This is a genomic window from Streptococcus sp. HMSC066F10 (genome assembly GCF_001813805.1).
In the GTDB taxonomy this organism is placed as follows: Bacteria; Bacillota; Bacilli; order Lactobacillales; family Streptococcaceae; genus Streptococcus; species Streptococcus vaginalis.
The window spans coordinates 16,419-34,763 of sequence record NZ_KV813960.1 but is presented as its reverse complement, the minus strand read 5'-3'; the positions used below and the strand labels follow the sequence as shown (position 1 = coordinate 34,763).

The following is an 18,345-nucleotide window of genomic DNA, read 5'->3' as shown; positions in this document are numbered from 1 at the left end:
CCTATAAGAGTCGCCCAATCGGCGGCTTTTGTGTTTTTAAAAGAATTCAAAAATTCTCAGGGGTTTAAATTCCTATTTTTTTAGATTTTGTTATAATAGTAAAGAGGTCTATGCTATGAAAAAAACTGTGTTTGTTTGCTTGGGAAATATCTGTCGCAGTCCAATGGCAGAATTTGTGATGAAAGATTTGACAGATGGTGTTTATGTTGAAAGTCGTGCGACTTCTGATTGGGAGCATGGTAATCCAATCCATTCGGGAACGCAGGCGATTTTTAAGAAATATGCCATTCCTTACGACCAAAGCAAAACTTCTCAACAAATTTCACAGCAGGATTTTGTAGACTTTGATTATATTATAGGAATGGACGAATCCAATTTTCAAGATTTGAGGAAAATCGCACCGGGAAAATATCTGGAGAAAGTATTTCAATTTGAAGAGAGAAGTGTGCCAGATCCTTGGTACACAGGTGATTTTGATGAAACTTATCAGCTTGTCTTGGCAGGCTGTCAGAAATGGATTGAGCGCATAAAGAGCGAAGATTAGTGGAGAGAATGGACGCATTAAAAGAATTTTACGAAAAGTACAAAATTTATCTTACAAGGCATAACTTGGAATTGCTAGCAGTAACGGTTATTGTCCTATCAGCGATGGTGGCTTTTACATCAGGTATTCCCAGTCAAGGGGCATTGACCTTGGATAAAGGAACAATCAAATATAATGGCAGTCTCGTCCGTGGTAAAATGAATGGTCAAGGAACATTGACTTTTAAGAATGGTGATGTTTATAAAGGCTATTTTAAAAATGGAACTTTCAATGGGAAAGGAACTTTTACAGCTAAAGCTGGCTGGAAGTATGAAGGAAATTTTGTAAATGGTCAAGCAGATGGTCAAGGCAAATTAACAACAGAAAATAATGTTGTCTACAAGGGAAAGTTTAAACAGGGGATTTATCAAAATGCGCGTTAAATGGTTTTCATTAGTGAGGATTACAGGGTTACTTCTAGTCCTGCTCTACCATTTCTTCCAGAAAGCTTTTCCTGGCGGTTTTATTGGTGTGGATATTTTCTTCACTTTCTCAGGCTTTTTGATTACATCTCTCTTGATTGATGAATTTGCCAGAGACAAAGACATTGATGTTAAAGGATTCTTGAGACGTCGCTTTTATCGGATTGTGCCACCGCTTGTCTTTATGATTTTGATTGTCATGCCCTTTACCCTGTTGATTCGGAAGGATTTTGTGGCTGGTATTGGGACGCAAATCGCTGCTGTGCTCGGCTTTGTGACAAATTTTTATGAAATTTTGTCTGGTGGAAATTACGAGAGTCAATTTATCCAACATCTCTTTGTGCACACATGGAGCTTGGCTTTGGAGATGCACTACTATATCTTGTGGGGCTTGGCAACATGGTATTTAGCGAAGAAAAGTAAAACCATTGGGCAATTTCGTGGTATTATCTTTCTTTTATCATCTGCTTTGTTCTTGATTAGTTTTCTCTCTATGTTTGTCAGAAGTTTCTTCTCTTCAAACTTTTCTGTGATTTACTTTTCAAGTTTCACGCATATCTTCCCGTTTTTTGCAGGAAGTATTTTAGCGACACTTTCGGGTGTGAGTGATTTGGGAGCACCTTTTCGTAAAATGGAGCAGGCGCTTGATTTGAAAAAGACCTTTTATCTACTTGGTGGTAGTTTTGCAGCTTTGCTGTTATTAACGTTCCTCCTGAGATTTGATAATTTATTGACTTATCTGTTTGGTTTTCTTCTTGCAACGGTATTTTCGGTGGTGATGATTTTGGCAACACGTGTGCTCCATGAGAAGACGCCACATGTTGATGAGCCGCCCGTTATCACATTTATTGCAGATACGAGCTATGGTGTGTATTTGTTCCATTGGCCGTTTTACATCATCTTTTCCCAATTGATGAGCAATGGATGGGCAGTTCTATTAACAACCGTGCTTTCTTTTGCTTTGGCGGCTTTCTCTTTCTATCTATTGGAGCCGACATTAGCAGGTAGAGAGCCAAAAGTATTTGGCTTGAAGATGGACATCAAGCAAATCACAACACCTGTATTTTATAGTTTGATTCCATTAACACTGGTCGCTTTGGTCATGATTGTGACTGCTCCGAAAATTGGTGCTTTTGAAGAAAATTTGCTCGTCAATGGGTTAAATCAAGCTGACAGTAAAATGCAGATCACTCGTACCCAAGCTGATAATGTGAGTGCCAGTCAATACAATGTAGCAAAGGGTACGACCGTTATCGGAGATTCGGTAGCTTTGCGAGCAAGTGAATGGCTCAAGCAGGCTATGCCGGGAATTCAAGTGGATGCAGCGGTCAGTCGAAACTTAGAATCGGGCTTGCAAGTCTATCAAACTGATATTTCAAACAAGGTGCTTCTGGAGACAGTCGTCTTAGCCTTGGGAACCAATACGGTTGATAACTACGAAAGTTTGCTCAATCAATTTATTGAGAAATTACCAAAAGGACATCGTTTGGTTTTAGTGACGCCGTATGATGGTCGCACAGCACATAACGCTTCTAGCTTGGCAGTCAAAACACGTCAGTATGAGTTGGAATTGGCGAAAAAATACGATTATGTATTTGTAGCGGATTGGTATCAAACTGCTATCGAACACCCAGAAATTTGGTACGGAACTGACTATGTGCACTTTGGCTCGGAGACAACAACAATCACCAAGGGCGGTGAGCTCTATGCACAAACCGTTAAACAAGCCATTGATGAAGCTGTGAAAAAAGGAACGGTGAAGAAATAGTAGTAAATAATTAGAAGTCATGGATTGCTTTGCGATTCATGACTTTTGTGTACTGTAAAAAGGATAGTAGGGTAGAACGAGGGTGGAGGAATACATGGCAAAAATGCTCTTTTTTACATAACTTTTGTTTTAGGAAATCTTGAAAAAGTATGTGAAATATATAATTTTATGTTTTAAAATTCACAAACAATGTTTTTAAATATAATAGAAAACTCATGTTTTGAAATAACTTCACAATATAAAAGAAAAAGTTTGTGAAGTTTGCATGAAACTGTTTACAAGAGAAAAAAAATAAGGTATAATAATCTTGTGAAAAATTTAACAAAGGGTTTATAAAAATCCTAAAAACCATTGGAGGAACACATGGCTGATAAAAAAACATTAACTCCCGAAGAAAAAAAGTTAGCTGCTGAAAAGCATGTTGACGAACTCGTTCAAAAAGGGCTAGTTGCTCTGGAAGAAATGAGAAAATTAAATCAAGAACAAGTAGACTACATTGTTGCAAAAGCTTCAGTTGCTGCTCTTGATGCACATGGTATCTTAGCAGAACATGCTGTTAAAGAAACAGGTCGCGGTGTCTTTGAAGACAAAGCAACAAAAAACCTTTTTGCCTGCGAACATGTTGTTAACAATATGCGTGGTGTTAAAACTGTTGGTGTGATTGAAGATGATCCTATTACAGGTTTAACGAAAATTGCTGAACCGGTCGGAGTAATCTGCGGAATCACTCCAACGACCAACCCAACTTCAACAGCGATTTTTAAATCATTGATTTCGTTGAAAACGCGGAATCCAATTATCTTTGCTTTCCACCCATCTGCTCAAGAATCTTCTGCTCATGCGGCACAAATCGTACGTGATGCAGCGATTGCAGCAGGTGCACCTGAAAACTGTGTTCAATGGATTACACAGTCATCTATGGAAGCAACAACAGCTTTGATGAACCACGAAGGGATTGCAACAATCCTTGCGACTGGTGGGAACGCCATGGTAAAAGCTGCCTATTCATGCGGCAAACCTGCTCTTGGAGTTGGTGCTGGTAACGTTCCAGCTTACGTTGAAAAATCAGCAAATATCCGCCAAGCAGCACATGATATCGTGATGTCCAAATCATTTGATAATGGTATGGTCTGTGCATCTGAGCAAGCCGTGATCATTGATAAAGAAATCTATGATGAATTTGTAGAAGAATTCAAATCTTACCATACTTACTTTGTCAACAAGAAAGAAAAAGCGCTTTTGGAAGAATTCTGTTTTGGTGCAAAAGCTAACAGCAAGAACTGCGCTGGTGCAAAATTGAACCCAAATATTGTTGGTAAACCAGCTACGTGGATTGCTGAGCAAGCAGGATTCAAAGTACCAGAAGGTACGAATATCTTGGCCGCTGAATGTGCAGAAGTTGGAATTAAAGAACCATTGACTCGTGAAAAATTATCACCTGTTATTGCAGTTTTGAAAGCTGAAGATACTGAAGATGGACTTAAAAAAGCTCGTCAAATGGTTGAATTTAATGGTCTAGGACACTCAGCTGCTATCCATACAAAAGACGAAGCTCTTGCAAAACGTTTCGGTACGGAAATAAAAGCAATGCGTATTATCTGGAACTCTCCATCTACCTTTGGTGGTATCGGTGATGTATACAACGCCTTCATTCCATCATTAACACTTGGATGTGGTTCATACGGACACAACTCAGTTGGTGATAACGTATCAGCTATCAACCTTCTTAACATCAAGAAAGTAGGAAAACGTAGAAATAATATGCAATGGTTTAAAGTTCCTTCAAAAATCTACTTCGAACGTAACTCAATCCAATACCTTCAAACTTGCGAAGGTATCGAACGTGTCATGATTGTTACCGATAAATCAATTGAAAAACTAGGTTTTGTACAACGTGTGATTGACCAGTTGAATCTTCGTAAAAACAAAGTCACGATTCAAGTCTTTTCAGATGTTGAACCAGATCCAGATATCACAACAGTTCGTCGTGGTGTTGAAGTAATGCGCTCGTTTGAACCAGACACTATCATTGCCCTTGGTGGTGGCTCACCAATGGATGCGGCTAAAGGTATGTGGATGTTCTATGAACAGCCAGACGTTGACTTTGGTGACCTCGTTCAAAAATTCATGGATATCCGCAAACGTGCCTTCAAATTCCCATCACTTGGTAAGAAAGCACAGTATATTGGTATTCCAACAACATCTGGTACAGGTTCAGAAGTAACACCGTTTGCAGTTATCTCTGATAAGGCAAATAATCGTAAATACCCTATCACTGACTATGCATTGACACCAACCATTGCAATTGTTGATCCTGCTTTGGTAGAATCTGTTCCAGCATTTATTGCTGCTGACACAGGTATGGATGTCTTGACACACGCAACTGAAGCTTATACTTCTAACTTTGCCAATGACTATACAGATGGTATTGCTCTTCAAACTATCAAGTTAGTCTTCAAATACTTGGAAAAATCTGTAAAAACGGCTGACCCAGAAGCCCGTGAAAAGATGCACAATGCCTCTACAATGGCTGGTATGGCCTTTGCAAATGCCTTTCTTGGGATGAGTCACTCAATGGCGCATAAGATTGGTGCTGTTCACCACACCATTCACGGACGTACAAATGCTATTTTACTTCCTTATGTTATCCGTTACAATGGAACTCGTCCATCTAAAACTACAACATGGCCTAAGTACAATTACTGGAAAGCTGATGAAAAATTCCAAGATATTGCTCGTATGCTAGGTCTTCCTTGCTCAACACCAGAAGAAGCGGTTGAAGCGTATGCCAAAGCTGTTTATGACCTTGGTGTAGCGGTTGGTATCAAGATGAACTTTAAAGATCAAGGTATTGATGAAAAAACTTGGAAAGATAGCTTACATGATATTGCCGTTCTTGCTTATGAAGACCAATGTTCACCAGCAAATCCACGCTTGCCAATAGTTACTGACATGGAAGAAATTATGGCTGATGCCTACTATGGCTATGCAGAACGTCCAGGACATCGTAAATAGACAGTAAAGTTTGTTCTAATTTGAATCGTTCGTCATTGTACAGACAATGTATTCAGATTTTTAGACATAAATCAGTTTATCAGTAACTATCTCCCTGCTTTTGTAGGGAGATTTTTCTATTTGGAGAGAGTGTCCTTTCTCTCGCTTAATATTGTATGCGTTTTCCTGTAAACTAGTTGTGAAAAAAGGAGGGCGGTCATGTTTCAATTGTTGGTATTTGATAGGGACGATGTCATTGTGTATACAGAAAATCTTATACTTCTCTTTGCCTTAAAATATCATAATAGACTGATAAGTTTTGAATCTGTAAATTTGATACTAAAATAATGAAAAGTTGATGTTGCAAAAAGCATTATGAGTGTTATAATATAGCTGTGTAAGCGGTTTCTAAAATAGATGATATTTATAAGAAATAAGGAGGACATATAATGTCAGTATTTTATGTTCCATCAGTTAATCTTATTGGTTGTGGTGTGATTAATGAAATAGGTGGTCATATCAAAGAGTTGGGGTATAAGAAAGCTCTCTTGGTGACAGACCATTATATTGCAAGTAGTGACATTTTACCTAAGGTAACTGCACCACTTGATAAGGAAGGCATTGAGTATGTCGTTTTTAGTGATGTTGATCCGAATCCAACTGTTAAAAATGTTGAAGATGGTTTAGCTGTTTTGCGAGATAATAATTGTGATTTTATTATTTCACTTGGTGGTGGTTCGCCGCAAGATGCTGCAAGTAGTATTTCAATTCTTGCAACGAATGGTGGGCGTCCGCAAGATTACGAAGGTGTTCACAAATCAAAGGAAAAAGGCTTGCCGGTTGTAGCAATCAATACGACGGCAGGAACATCAGCTGAAATCACGATTAACTATGTTATTACTGATGAAGAGCGTAAAGTGAAAATGGTTATGGTTGACAAGAATAGCCTTGCACTCCTGTCAGTAAATGATCCAGAATTGATGATTTCAAAACCAAAAGCTTTGACGGCTGCAACGGGTATGGATGCCCTTACACATGCGGTTGAAGCTTTGGTAACACCAGGTGCATACAATGTAACGAAAAAATTATCTATTGGTGCAATTGAGTTAATTAAAGAATTTTTGCCATGTGCTGTTGAAAATGGCCATGACATTGAAGCACGCGAAGCGATGGTTAATGCGATTTTCCTAGGTGGTATGGCCTTTAATAATGCTGGGCTAGGTTATGTACATTCTATGGCTCATCAACTTGGAGCAGTTTACAATCTTCCTCACGGTGTTTGTTGTGCCATGCTTTTACCGGTTGTAGAGCGTGAAAATGCAAAACGTGTGCCAGAAGCATTCCGAAATGTTGCAAAAGCTCTTGGTCTCCATACGGAAGGCAAAAGTGATAAAGAATGCGCTGATTATGCCATTTCTGAAATTGAAAAATTATCAGCAACTGTGGGTATTCCGAAAAAATTGACAGAACTGGACATTAAAGAAGAGGAATTTGACTTTGAATACCTTTCTAAAAATGCACTCATTGATGCTTGTGCACCAGGAAATCCATTTATGCCAACCCTAGAAGAAACGATTGCTCTTTACAAAGAATTGTTTTAAGCACTGATTTATCATAAAAATAAGCTACCGATGAAATTTTCGGTAGCTTATTTACGTTTTCAATTTTTATGCTTGCCCAATATGTCCCCTACCTCTGGTTCGTTCGTAAAATAAAATTGGCAAATATTGACTGATAATCTTTTGTGAGGAGTCGCGTGGCATAAAATATTATAAAACACTTCAACGGACTTTTTAAAAAGAAATTTAGACGGACGCCAGGACAATATCGCAAAGAACACCAGCACTGAGAAACTTTTAAACTTTTATTCAAAAGCGACTCTGGCTGATACTCCTGAAAAAAGCGTTCCCCCTTGCTAATTCTATTATAAGGTCTCCATTCTGGAAAATTCTTGGGGGAAAGCTTGTGACGATGTGGTAGATAGCGCTCGCAGAGATGTAGTCTTTTGCGTGCCTCAGAGGCAATGTGCGATAATGATAGTATCATGTTAAAATGATTATCTCTCTGAAACTACTTTCAAGATTTAAGAGAAAAGTGAGCATTATCAGAAATTAGAACCTAAATATCGGATGTTATTGAAAGCGTTTAGAAAAACAGCTATAATAGTACCGTAAGATTGAAAGCGCTTTAAAAACTGATCTACAATAGCAAAGGAGAAGGCTACCTATGGCACAAATGACAAAAGACGAGCTGATTGCCAAAATAAAAGATGGCATCATTGTTTCCTGTCAAGCCTTGCCACACGAACCGCTATATACTGAAGCAGGTGGAGTTATTCCCCTTTTGGTAAAAGCGGCTGAACAAGGAGGAGCTGTTGGCATTCGAGCTAATAGTGTTCGGGATATTAAGGAAATTAAAGAGGTTACTTCGCTGCCAATCATCGGCATTATCAAGCGAGATTATCCACCTCAAGAGCCATTTATTACCGCAACGATGCGAGAAATTGATGAACTAGCATCTCTGGATATTGAAGTAATTGCTTTTGATTGTACAAAGCGGGAACGTTTTGACGGTTTAAAGATTGCGGATTTTATCAAGCAAGTGAAGGAAAAATATCCTCATCAATTGCTCATGGCAGATGTGAGTATCTTTGAAGAGGGTGTGGCTGCAGCAGAAGCAGGTGTGGATTTTGTGGGTACAACATTGTCAGGTTACACCTCTTATAGTTTGCAATGCGAGGGACCGAATTTTGACTTAGTAAAAAATTTATGTGATGCAGGTTTGGATGTCATTGCGGAAGGAAAAATCCATTATCCGAGTGAAGCCAAAACCATTCATGACCTAGGTGTTAGAGGAATTGTAGTGGGTGGTGCCATTACGCGTCCCAAAGAAATCACAGAGCGTTTTGTTGCAGCAGTAAGTGAAAAGTAGGAACAATTTTATCCTAAAAAGGATGACAATAAAAGGAGAAACAATATGAGGATGAAGAAAATACTTTGTTCGTTAGTTGCAGGAGCTGCAATTTTATCTTTGGCAGCATGTGGAAATTCAGGTGGTTCAAACAAATCAGCTGATTCAGGAAATTCCTCTGGCAAGACAGAGATTACTTGGTGGGCTTTCCCAGTCTTCACGCAAAAAAAGGCCAGCGATGGTGTTGGTACGTATGAAAAAGAAATTATCAAAGCATTTGAAAAAGCTAATCCAGATATTAAAGTGAAATTAGAAACTATTGACTTCAAATCTGGTCCAGAAAAAATCACAACAGCTATTGAAGCAGGAACAGCGCCAGATGTGCTGTTTGACGCACCAGGACGGATTATTCAATATGGTAAAAATGGTAAATTGGCAGAATTGAATGATCTCTTTACTGATGACTTCGTCAAAGATGTTAACAACAATCAAATCATTCAGGCCAGCAAAGCTGGTGACAAAGCCTATATGTATCCAATTAGCTCTGCGCCATTTTATATGGCATTGAACAAGAAAATGCTGAAAGAAGCTGGTGTGTTAGACCTTGTTAAAGAGGGCTGGACAACTGCTGACTTTGAAAAAGTATTAAAAGCATTGAAAGCTAAAGGGTATACTCCTGGCTCACTCTTCAGTAATGGTCAAGGTGGTGACCAAGGTACACGTGCTTTCATTTCAAATCTTTATGGTGGTTCTGTAACAGATGATAAGGTGACAAAATATACAACGGACAGTCCAAACTTTGTCAAAGGTTTGAACAAAGTAGTGAGCTGGATTAAAGATGGTTTGATGACAAACGGCTCTCAATTCGATGGTGGAGCAGATATTCAAAACTTTGCGAATGGGCAAACTTCTTATACTGTTCTTTGGGCACCTGCGCAAAATGGTATCCAAGCAAAATTGTTGAAGGCAAGTGGCGTTGAAGTTGTTGAAGTACCATTCCCGTCAGACAATGGCAAACCAGCTTTGGAATACCTTGTAAATGGCTTTGGCATCTTTAACAATAAAGATAAAAAGAAAGTAGAAGCTGCTAAAAAGTTTGTTAAATTTATTGCGGATGATAAAAAGTGGGGGCCAAAAAATGTTGTTCGTACAGGTGCCTTCCCAGTCCGTTCCTCATTTGGAAAATTATATAATGACAAACGGATGGAAACAATCAACACTTGGACAAAATATTATTCACCATATTACAACACGATTGATGGATTTGCAGAAATGAGAACACTCTGGTTCCCAATGTTGCAATCTGTTTCAAATGGCGATGAAAAAGTTGAATCTGCTTTGAAGACCTTTACAGAAAAAGCAAATGAAACCATTAAAAAAAGTAAAAAATAAATAATGTAACGATTTCCCTTTTTCTGTTGTTGGTTTCATAAAATAGGAAAAGGGAATTTTTTATCAAAAAGAGGAGGTCAGTATCTCCTCTAGCTAAATGAGGTGTTGAATGTGAAAGTGAATAAAATAAGAATGAGAGAAACGGTGATTTCCTATGCTTTTTTGGCACCAGTTCTATTATTCTTTATTGTCTTTGTATTGGCACCGATGGTGATGGGATTTGTAACGAGTTTCTTTAATTATTCTATGACATCCTTTTCATTCGTTGGATTGGACAATTACTCACGAATGTTTAAAGATCCAGTCTTTATTAAATCTCTCATTAATACGGTGATTATTGTTATTGGTTCGGTACCAATTGTTGTGTTGTTCTCTTTGTTTGTGGCTTCTCAAACCTATAGTCAGAATGCGATTGCACGGTCATTTTATCGGTTCGTCTTCTTCCTGCCAGTGGTGACAGGGAGTGTAGCTGTAACGGTTGTATGGAAATGGATTTACGACCCACTGTCAGGGATTTTGAATTTCGTACTGAAATCAGGTCATGTTATCAACCAGAATATTTCTTGGCTGGGTGATAAGCATTGGGCGTTGATGGCGATTATTGTGATTTTGCTGACAACTTCTGTCGGGCAGCCTATTATTCTCTATATTGCTGCTATGGGAAATATTGACAATTCATTGGTAGAAGCTGCGCGTGTTGATGGAGCGACAGAACTGCAAGTTTTCTGGAAGATTAAATGGTCAAGTCTTTTGCCAACAACTCTGTATATTGCGATCATTACAACAATCAATTCTTTCCAATGTTTTGCCTTGATTCAGCTATTGACATCTGGAGGGCCAAACTATTCAACCAGTACATTGATGTATTACCTGTATGAAAAAGCCTTCAAGTTATCTGAATATGGTTATGCCAATACCATGGGGGTATTTTTAGCTGTCATGATTGCTTTGATTAGCTTTGCCCAATTCAAGATTCTTGGAAATGACGTCGAATATTAAAGAAAGGAGAGACAAGATGAAACAGAAAAAAATGAGTGCCTTTACGGTAATTTCAACGATTATTCTCTTGGTGTTGACCGTTCTCTTTGTTTTTCCTTTCTATTGGATTTTAACAGGGGCTTTCAAATCGCAGCCAGATACGATTGTCATTCCACCTCAATGGTGGCCTAAGATGCCAACATTAGAAAATTTCCAACAGCTGATGGTGCAAAACCCAGCCCTGCAATGGATGTGGAATAGTGTCTTTATTTCACTAGCAACGATGTTTTTGGTTTGTATCACATCTTCCTTAGCAGGTTATGTTTTAGCGAAGAAACGCTTTTATGGTCAACGAATCCTTTTTGCAACTTTTATCGCTGCCATGGCTCTGCCTAAGCAAGTTGTGCTGGTTCCTCTGGTTCGTATTGTCAATTTTATGGGAATTCATGATACACTAGCTGCAGTTATTTTGCCTCTTGTCGGTTGGCCTTTTGGGGTTTTCCTCATGAAGCAATTTAGTGAAAATATCCCAACGGAATTGTTGGAATCTGCTAAGATTGATGGCTGTGGTGAAATTCGGACTTTTTGGAATGTAGCTTTTCCAATTGTAAAACCAGGTTTTGCTGCCCTTGCCATTTTTACCTTTATCAATACATGGAATGATTACTTTATGCAATTGGTCATGCTGACATCGCGGCAGAATCTAACGATTTCACTAGGGGTAGCAACGATGCAGGCGGAAATGGCGACCAACTACGGTTTGATTATGGCTGGTGCTGCTATGGCAGCTGTTCCGATTGTAACCGTCTTTCTTGTCTTCCAAAAATCCTTCACGCAAGGTATTACTATGGGAGCTGTGAAAGGATAAGGAGGCTGACCAAATGATTTTCGATGAATTGGAAAATCTCGCCCACTACAAAGGTATCTATGAGAATTTGGATTGTGCCATTGATTATCTCCTGACTCACAATTTAAACGATTGTGAGTTGGGACGGTATGAGATTGACGGAGAAAAATCCTTTCTGTTTGTGCAGGAAAATGAATTGAGTTCCGAAGTGACAGATGAATGTGAATTTCATCAAGCTTATCTGGATTTGCATTTTCTCTTGGAAGGGCATGAAGTCATTCAATATGGCACAAGAGTAAAAGAAGTAAGAGAATCGTATGATAAAAAGAAGGATATTGGGTTTGTGATTTGTGAGCAGCTCTATCCACTTTATTTGGACAAGCAGAATTTTGCTGCATTTTTGCCCAACGAACCACATCAGCCCAATAGATTTGCTGCTAAAGGTGATAAGGTCAAAAAATGTGTCGTAAAAGTTTTGCTCAATGATTAAACTAATTGATTAGGAGGTAGAACCATGGAAAAGAGAGGTTCTCAGTTAATACGAAGTATATTTGATACAGATAATTTCTTTATGAAAATATGTGAGAAAATATTAGATTTGGTGACTGTGAACCTCATCTTTCTTTTGTCTTGTCTGCCGATTGTCACGATTGGCATTGCAAAAGTTAGTCTATATCAGACCTTGTTTGCAATCAAGGGTGCACGTCGTGTAAAAGTCACAGCAACGTATGTACAAGCATTTAGGAAAAATTGGAAGGTCGGTTTAAAACTTAGTTTGCTAGAGCTGCTGATTGTAGGAATCAGTCTATTTGACCTCCTGCTTTTTTGGAGGCAGGAAACCATGCCGTTTCAAATGTTAAAAGCAACCTGTATCGGCGTCATCATTTTTGCTAGTTTGCTATTTTTATGTGTCTATCCTTTGGCAGCTAAGTTTGAAATGACGGTAAAAGATCTCTTACAAACAGGACTGATCATGGTGAGTTTGCATTTTCTGTGGTTCTTTTTGATGATAGCCTTATTAGCTGTAATTGTCTTTTTACTCTCTAGTTCAGGATTTGTATTGCTACTGGGCTTTACTCTTTTTGTATTAGTTGGCTTTGCAGCCTTAGGGTTTTTGCAATTGCCTATTATGGAAACTATTTTTAATAAGTATAAACGATAAAACCAATTAACTTGGAGAATAAAATATGAGAGATTTAAAAAAATATGAAGGGGTCATTCCGGCCTTCTATGCTTGCTATGATGATCAAGGCGAGATTAGTCCAGAGCGCGTGCGAGCTTTGGTAGAATATTTTCTCGTCAAAGGAGTTCAAGGATTGTATGTCAATGGTTCATCTGGTGAATGTATCTACCAAAGTGTTGCTGATAGAAAATTGATTTTGGAAGAAGTAATGGCAGTGGCAAAAGGGAAATTAACTATTATTGCTCACGTCGCTTGCAACAACACCAAGGATAGTATGGAGTTAGCGCGCCATGCAGAAAGCTTGGGAGTGGACGCTATTGCGACCATACCACCGATTTATTTTCGTTTGCCAGAATACTCGATTGCTCAATATTGGAACGATATTAGCGCAGCTGCCCCACATACAGACTTTGTGATCTACAATATTCCGCAGTTGGCAGGTGTAGCTCTAACGCCAAGTTTATATACAGAAATGCTCAAAAATGAACGTGTGATTGGCGTGAAGAATTCTTCCATGCCTGTCCAAGACATTCAAACCTTTGCAGCACTTGGTGGGGAAGACCACCTCGTCTTTAATGGGCCAGATGAGCAATTTTTAGGCGGCCGCCTGATGGGAGCAAGAGCAGGTATCGGCGGAACATATGGGGCTATGCCAGAACTTTTCTTAAAGCTCAACCAATTGATTGCCGACAAAGAATTGGAGAGAGCAAAAGAATTACAATTTACCATCAACACCATTATCGGAAAATTAACTGCTGCTTATGGAAATATGTATTCTGTCATCAAGGAAGTCTTGAAAATCAATGAAAATCTAAACATTGGTTCTGTCCGTTCTCCATTAACACCAGTGACAGGCGCGGATCGTCCGATTGTAGAAGAAGCGGCGCGTTTGATTCGTGCAGCTAAGAAAACATTCCTATCATAGAAAAAGAGGTGGATTATGGGAAAATACATTGCCATTGATATTGGTGGAACAAATATCAAATATGGTCTGATTGATAATACCGACACCTTGCTGGAAGCGCATGAAATACCAACAGAGGCCCATAAGGGCGGTCCAGAAATTTTGCGCAAGGTGAAGGGGATTGTAGCAAGTTATTTAGAGCAGACTTCGGTTGCTGGGATTTGTATTTCCTCAGCTGGAATGGTCGATCCAGATAAAGGAGAAATCTTTTATGCTGGCCCTCAGATTCCGAACTATGCAGGTACTCAGTTCAAGAAAGTGTTGGAAGAAGCATTTTCCATTCCTTGTGAAATTGAAAATGATGTCAATTGTGCTGGTCTGTCGGAAGTCATGTCAGGCAGCGGCAAGGGAGCGAGTATTGCGATTTGTTTGACGATTGGGACGGGTATCGGTGGCTGTTTGCTGGTGGATGGTCAGGTTTTTCACGGTTTTAGTAATTCAGCCTGTGAAGTCGGTTATGTGTATCTATCAGATGGTGCATTCCAAGATGTGGCTTCAACGACGGCCTTGGTCAATTATGTAGCAGAACTTCACGACGAAGAACCTACTATGTGGAATGGAAGGCGCATTTTCAAGGAAGCAACAGAAGGAAATGTACGCTGTATCCAAGGTATTGACCGCATGGTCAACTATCTGGGACAAGGGATTGCTAATATCTGTTATGTGGTTAATCCAGAAGTGGTGATTTTAGGTGGCGGCATTATGGAGCAAGAGGCCGTTCTTCGTCCTCGAATTGAGGCTGCTATGAAAGCCTGCTTGGTACCAAGTATCGCTAAAAAAACCAAGCTCGCTTTCGCTTACTATCAAAATACAGCAGGAATGTTTGGTGCCTATTATCATTTTAAAAATAAACAACAATAGATAAAAAGAGCAAGCGAGGTTCTCATGAAAATCTGAACTCAACTTGCTCTTTTGTTATTTATGTCGTTGGTAGTAACCATTTAATTTTTTATTTTCCCAATAGCTGTTGAAGATTTTTTCTTTTTTCTCCCGATCAATTTCAAGGAAAAAGGCATAGAGTAAGTCAATCACCAGCAACATAGAAAATTGAGCTGAGATGCGCCAAATATACTCTGGTTTGCTTTGAATGGCAACAGGAATGATTTCCGTAAATTGTTGGTCAACTTTGTCTGATTGGCCTGTTACCAATACAGTTTTAGCTCCCATTGCTTTGGCATCCATCAGACTATTGATGATAGATTGGGTTTGTCCTGATAAAGAGAAACCAATCACCAAGCAATTTTTGTCTAAAATACTGGTCGTCCAAGCAAAGCCGTCTTGATCTGTCAAAGCTTCGCAGATGACCCCAAGCCGCATGAAGCGCAGTTTCATATCACGAGCTACCAACCCTGAACTACCAATACCAAAAAAATACACTCGATCCGCTTCTTCGATAAACTGCACCACACGCAACAGTTTTTCTTCATCAATCAATTCCTCTGTCTGTTGTCGAATTTGAGTATAATTTCGCAAAACTCTACGGGACACATCGTGTTGTAAGTGGTTGGTTTCTTCTACATTATTTTGCAATTGATGAATATATTGAAAATTAAACTCTCTGTAACCTTTAAATCCACATTTTTTTGCAAAGCGAGTAAGTGCCGCCTGGGAGATGTAAAGAGTTTGCGCAACTTTTTGCGAAGAAAGGTCGTCGTAGATACTAGAAGGATTTAAAAAGTAGTTTGCAATCCGCTTTTCTAAGTCGGTCATGCTGTCAAAATGGCTTTCGATTCTCGCCATAATATGTCGCGTATTTTTCATAGATGTACTCTCTTTACTTGTAGTGATATAGAACAAATGTTTTGAAAAACCTATTTGTATTATAACATAGTTTTACAAAATAAGACGCTGGGTAGCTTGATAAATAGCACACGGTGAAATGATTTCAATTAAGCGCAGAAAAGGAATAAAACTCTGTGACGAATGGTTTGAAAATGTGTTATAATTTACACAAGTAAACGTTACAGCCATTGTATAATACAAAGGAGGTGCAAGATATGACGAACGCTACTCTTGAGCAAATGCAAGAAATTGAGCGAGCAGCAGATGAAGTGCTAGCTGGTTATCAACATCAGATTCGGGAGTTGCAAGACCAAGCTGCTAGGGATTTGAAGCAGCTAGGGCGAGCCTATGATGAAGAAAAACAACAGTTGCTTATTGAGTTAAAGGAACAATCTGAAAAAGAGATTGCTAGCTTGACACAAGACTTGGAAAAAACGAAACAAGAGAACGAAGAAAAAGTCCAAGCAGCTTTGTCAAATAAAAAAGAGGCGTTACTGCAAATGATTGTAGACAGGGTGGTAGAAAAATATGGCAATTAGTCAAATGCAGGAGTTGTCGCTGCTGTTGCCAAGAGAATTGTTGGATGAAATCCTTTCCTATCTGCAAAATCTCCAATCGGTTGAAATTCAGGATTTACAAACAAAAGAGACCTGGAAAGGTGCTTTTGAGAAAGAGTTAGTGTGGAATCCTGATACATCTTTTTCGGAACACCTTCAAGCTTTGACTCGGCGGCAGGAAAAACTCGCACGTATGATTGAAAACCTGCAAGCATTTGTTCCTAAGAAAAAAATGCTGGAAACATTGAAGGAAGCTCCGTTGGAAACAAGCTTTGTCAGTTTAGAACAGGTGGGGCAAGCGCGTGACGAAGAAGCGTTTCTTGTGGCGATTCAGCAACAATTTCAAGTGTTGGCAAGAGCACAAGAAGTCAAAGAAACGGCTCAGTCGGAAGTAGCGGAGTTGGAAAAATGGGCAAGCTTAGACGTTACTCCAGTAGCATTTAAGCAATTTAAACATTTTCGTGCGTTTGTGGGAACCATTCCAACCAGTGGAAACAATCAGTTCAATATTCGATTGCAGGATTATCCTAATCTGGAAGTTCGAGAGATTTTTACTAGCAGTACAGAAAAAGGAATCCTTGTGTTATGTAAAGCAGAAGTTGCTAAAGAAACCCAAGCAGTTTTGACAGAACTTGGTTTCAAGCTGTTTGAATATGCTTTTGAGGAATTGCCAAAGGAGCGTTTGGTAGCATTACAAGCGACGATAAAAGAGCAAGAAGCACTCATAACTTCAACAAAAATACAATTGGCGTCTTCAAATGAAGAATTAAAACAACTCAAGTGTCAGTTGGATTATGTATTGAATTTAACTTCTCGTCAAGAAAGCAAGGAAGCTCTTGCTAGTACACAGAATTTGGTTGCTTTAGAGGGCTGGATTGAGCAAGAGCAGATAGAAGATTTGAAAATGGGTCTTGCGCAACAATTTGGTGGGGCTGTCTTGCTTCAAATTCATGAAATGGCGGCAGCTGATCGACAGCGAGTCCCGATAAAACTTAAAAATAATGCTCTGATTGAGCCATTTGAGCTGGTGACAGAAATGTACTCGCTGCCGAAATACGAAGATAAAGATCCAACGCCCGTTGTTTCGGTCTTCTACTTTATCTTTTTTGGCATGATGGCGGCTGATATTGGCTATGGTTTGTTGCTTTTTGGCGGAACGACTTGGGCTTTGAAGACTTTACATGTCAAGCCAAGTCTAGCAAAGAATTTACGTTTTTTTAGAATTTTAGGAATCGGCGTTGCACTCTGGGGAGTGATTTATGGTTCTTTCTTTGGCTTCAAATTGCCTTTTGCGCTCATTAATACCAGCACAGATGTGATCACTATTTTGATTATTTCGGTCGTGATTGGCTTTGTGACAGTCATGACAGGACTTTTCCTCAGTGGTAAAAAGAATATCCGCATGAAGGATTATGCGGCAGCCTATAATTCGGGTTTTGCTTGGATGTTGATTCTCATCGGATTGGCTTTGCTAGCAGCGGGGCGACTGTTCCCAGATCTTGCTATGGTCGGCTTTATCGGAGAATGGCTGGCTACTGTAAATGCTGTGGGCATTGTACTGGTTTCTATTATCAGCGCTAAAAGTTTGAAAGGCTTGGGTCCTGCACTGTTTAATCTATACAATATCAGTAGCTATGTGGGAGACTTGGTGAGCTTTACGCGACTTATGGCTTTGGGGCTTGCTGGTGCGAGCATTGGCTCAGCCTTTAACTTAATTGTTAGTCTCTTTCCGCCTTTTGCTCGCTTTAGTATTGGGATTGTGTTGTTTCTCGCCCTCCACGGTATCAACATGTTTCTCTCCTTTTTGTCGGGCTATGTGCACGGAGCGCGTTTGATTTTTGTTGAGTTTTTTGGGAAATTCTATGACGGTGGCGGAAAAGCGTTTAAACCTTTGAAGCCGGCAGAAAAATATGTCCGCTACAAAAAATAACACAGCGAAATTATTTTAGCAGCTCAGCTAGAAGT

The 18,345-nt window shown here is 39.3% G+C and carries 16 protein-coding genes; 15 read left to right on the top strand and 1 reads right to left on the bottom strand.

The genetic code is table 11. The features are described from left to right. The first annotated feature begins 115 nt into the window (after positions 1-115). The 13 genes from HMPREF2933_RS03045 to HMPREF2933_RS02985 all read left to right on the top strand — a co-directional run bounded on the left by HMPREF2933_RS03045 (position 116) and on the right by HMPREF2933_RS02985 (position 14,902). On the top strand, positions 116-544 hold the full coding sequence (locus HMPREF2933_RS03045; protein ID WP_024052876.1) for a low molecular weight protein-tyrosine-phosphatase: 429 nt from the start codon (positions 116-118) through the stop codon (positions 542-544). An 8-nt stretch (positions 545-552) separates the two neighbouring features. Beyond that, a complete protein-coding gene (locus HMPREF2933_RS03040) occupies positions 553-966 on the top strand; it encodes an MORN repeat-containing protein (RefSeq protein ID WP_024052875.1) in 414 nt (137 codons plus the stop codon). Continuing rightward, complete coding sequence (locus HMPREF2933_RS03035) at positions 956-2,773, top strand: acyltransferase family protein (protein WP_024052874.1); 1,818 nt, start codon at positions 956-958, stop codon at positions 2,771-2,773. The genes HMPREF2933_RS03040 and HMPREF2933_RS03035 overlap by 11 nt, the downstream gene beginning before the upstream one ends. A gap of 363 nt (positions 2,774-3,136) precedes the next feature. After that, the gene (gene adhE, locus HMPREF2933_RS03030; RefSeq protein ID WP_024052873.1) at positions 3,137-5,788 is read left to right on the top strand and encodes a bifunctional acetaldehyde-CoA/alcohol dehydrogenase; all 2,652 of its coding nucleotides are present in this window, start codon (positions 3,137-3,139) and stop codon (positions 5,786-5,788) included. Positions 5,789-6,216: 428 nt separating this feature from the next. Then, positions 6,217-7,368 (top strand): iron-containing alcohol dehydrogenase, encoded by a 1,152-nt coding sequence (locus HMPREF2933_RS03025; protein WP_024052871.1) that lies wholly within the window; start codon positions 6,217-6,219, stop codon positions 7,366-7,368. A gap of 625 nt (positions 7,369-7,993) precedes the next feature. Beyond that, a complete protein-coding gene (locus tag HMPREF2933_RS03020) occupies positions 7,994-8,698 on the top strand; it encodes an N-acetylmannosamine-6-phosphate 2-epimerase (protein ID WP_070584532.1) in 705 nt (234 codons plus the stop codon). A gap of 45 nt (positions 8,699-8,743) precedes the next feature. Next, on the top strand, positions 8,744-10,069 hold the full coding sequence (locus HMPREF2933_RS03015; protein WP_024052869.1) for an ABC transporter substrate-binding protein: 1,326 nt from the start codon (positions 8,744-8,746) through the stop codon (positions 10,067-10,069). Between the two features lie 111 nt (positions 10,070-10,180). After that, on the top strand, positions 10,181-11,068 hold the full coding sequence (locus tag HMPREF2933_RS03010; protein ID WP_024052868.1) for a carbohydrate ABC transporter permease: 888 nt from the start codon (positions 10,181-10,183) through the stop codon (positions 11,066-11,068). A 16-nt stretch (positions 11,069-11,084) separates the two neighbouring features. After that, a complete protein-coding gene (locus HMPREF2933_RS03005) occupies positions 11,085-11,915 on the top strand; it encodes a carbohydrate ABC transporter permease (RefSeq protein WP_003027230.1) in 831 nt (276 codons plus the stop codon). Between the two features lie 13 nt (positions 11,916-11,928). Next, on the top strand, positions 11,929-12,384 hold the full coding sequence (locus HMPREF2933_RS03000) for a NanQ anomerase/TabA/YiaL family protein (RefSeq protein ID WP_070672476.1): 456 nt from the start codon (positions 11,929-11,931) through the stop codon (positions 12,382-12,384). Between the two features lie 24 nt (positions 12,385-12,408). Next, complete coding sequence (locus tag HMPREF2933_RS02995) at positions 12,409-13,056, top strand: YesL family protein (protein ID WP_022526424.1); 648 nt, start codon at positions 12,409-12,411, stop codon at positions 13,054-13,056. A gap of 25 nt (positions 13,057-13,081) precedes the next feature. After that, positions 13,082-14,002 carry a dihydrodipicolinate synthase family protein gene (locus HMPREF2933_RS02990; protein WP_024052867.1) on the top strand — a complete coding sequence of 307 codons (921 nt, stop codon included), beginning with the start codon at positions 13,082-13,084 and terminating at the stop codon, positions 14,000-14,002. A 15-nt stretch (positions 14,003-14,017) separates the two neighbouring features. Continuing rightward, on the top strand, positions 14,018-14,902 hold the full coding sequence (locus tag HMPREF2933_RS02985; RefSeq protein WP_024052866.1) for an ROK family protein: 885 nt from the start codon (positions 14,018-14,020) through the stop codon (positions 14,900-14,902). 54 nt (positions 14,903-14,956) lie between these two features. On the opposite strand, the gene HMPREF2933_RS02980 is transcribed toward HMPREF2933_RS02985, so the two are convergent. Then, positions 14,957-15,802: a MurR/RpiR family transcriptional regulator gene (locus HMPREF2933_RS02980; protein WP_024052865.1), complete on the bottom strand. Its 846-nt coding sequence runs from the start codon at positions 15,800-15,802 to the stop codon at positions 14,957-14,959. 236 nt (positions 15,803-16,038) lie between these two features. Between HMPREF2933_RS02980 and HMPREF2933_RS02975 the strand changes: the two genes are divergently transcribed. Beyond that, the gene (locus HMPREF2933_RS02975; protein WP_003027241.1) at positions 16,039-16,362 is read left to right on the top strand and encodes a hypothetical protein; all 324 of its coding nucleotides are present in this window, start codon (positions 16,039-16,041) and stop codon (positions 16,360-16,362) included. Then, positions 16,352-18,310 (top strand): V-type ATP synthase subunit I, encoded by a 1,959-nt coding sequence (locus tag HMPREF2933_RS02970; RefSeq protein WP_024052864.1) that lies wholly within the window; start codon positions 16,352-16,354, stop codon positions 18,308-18,310. The genes HMPREF2933_RS02975 and HMPREF2933_RS02970 overlap by 11 nt, the downstream gene beginning before the upstream one ends. Positions 18,311-18,345: the final 35 nt, after the last annotated feature.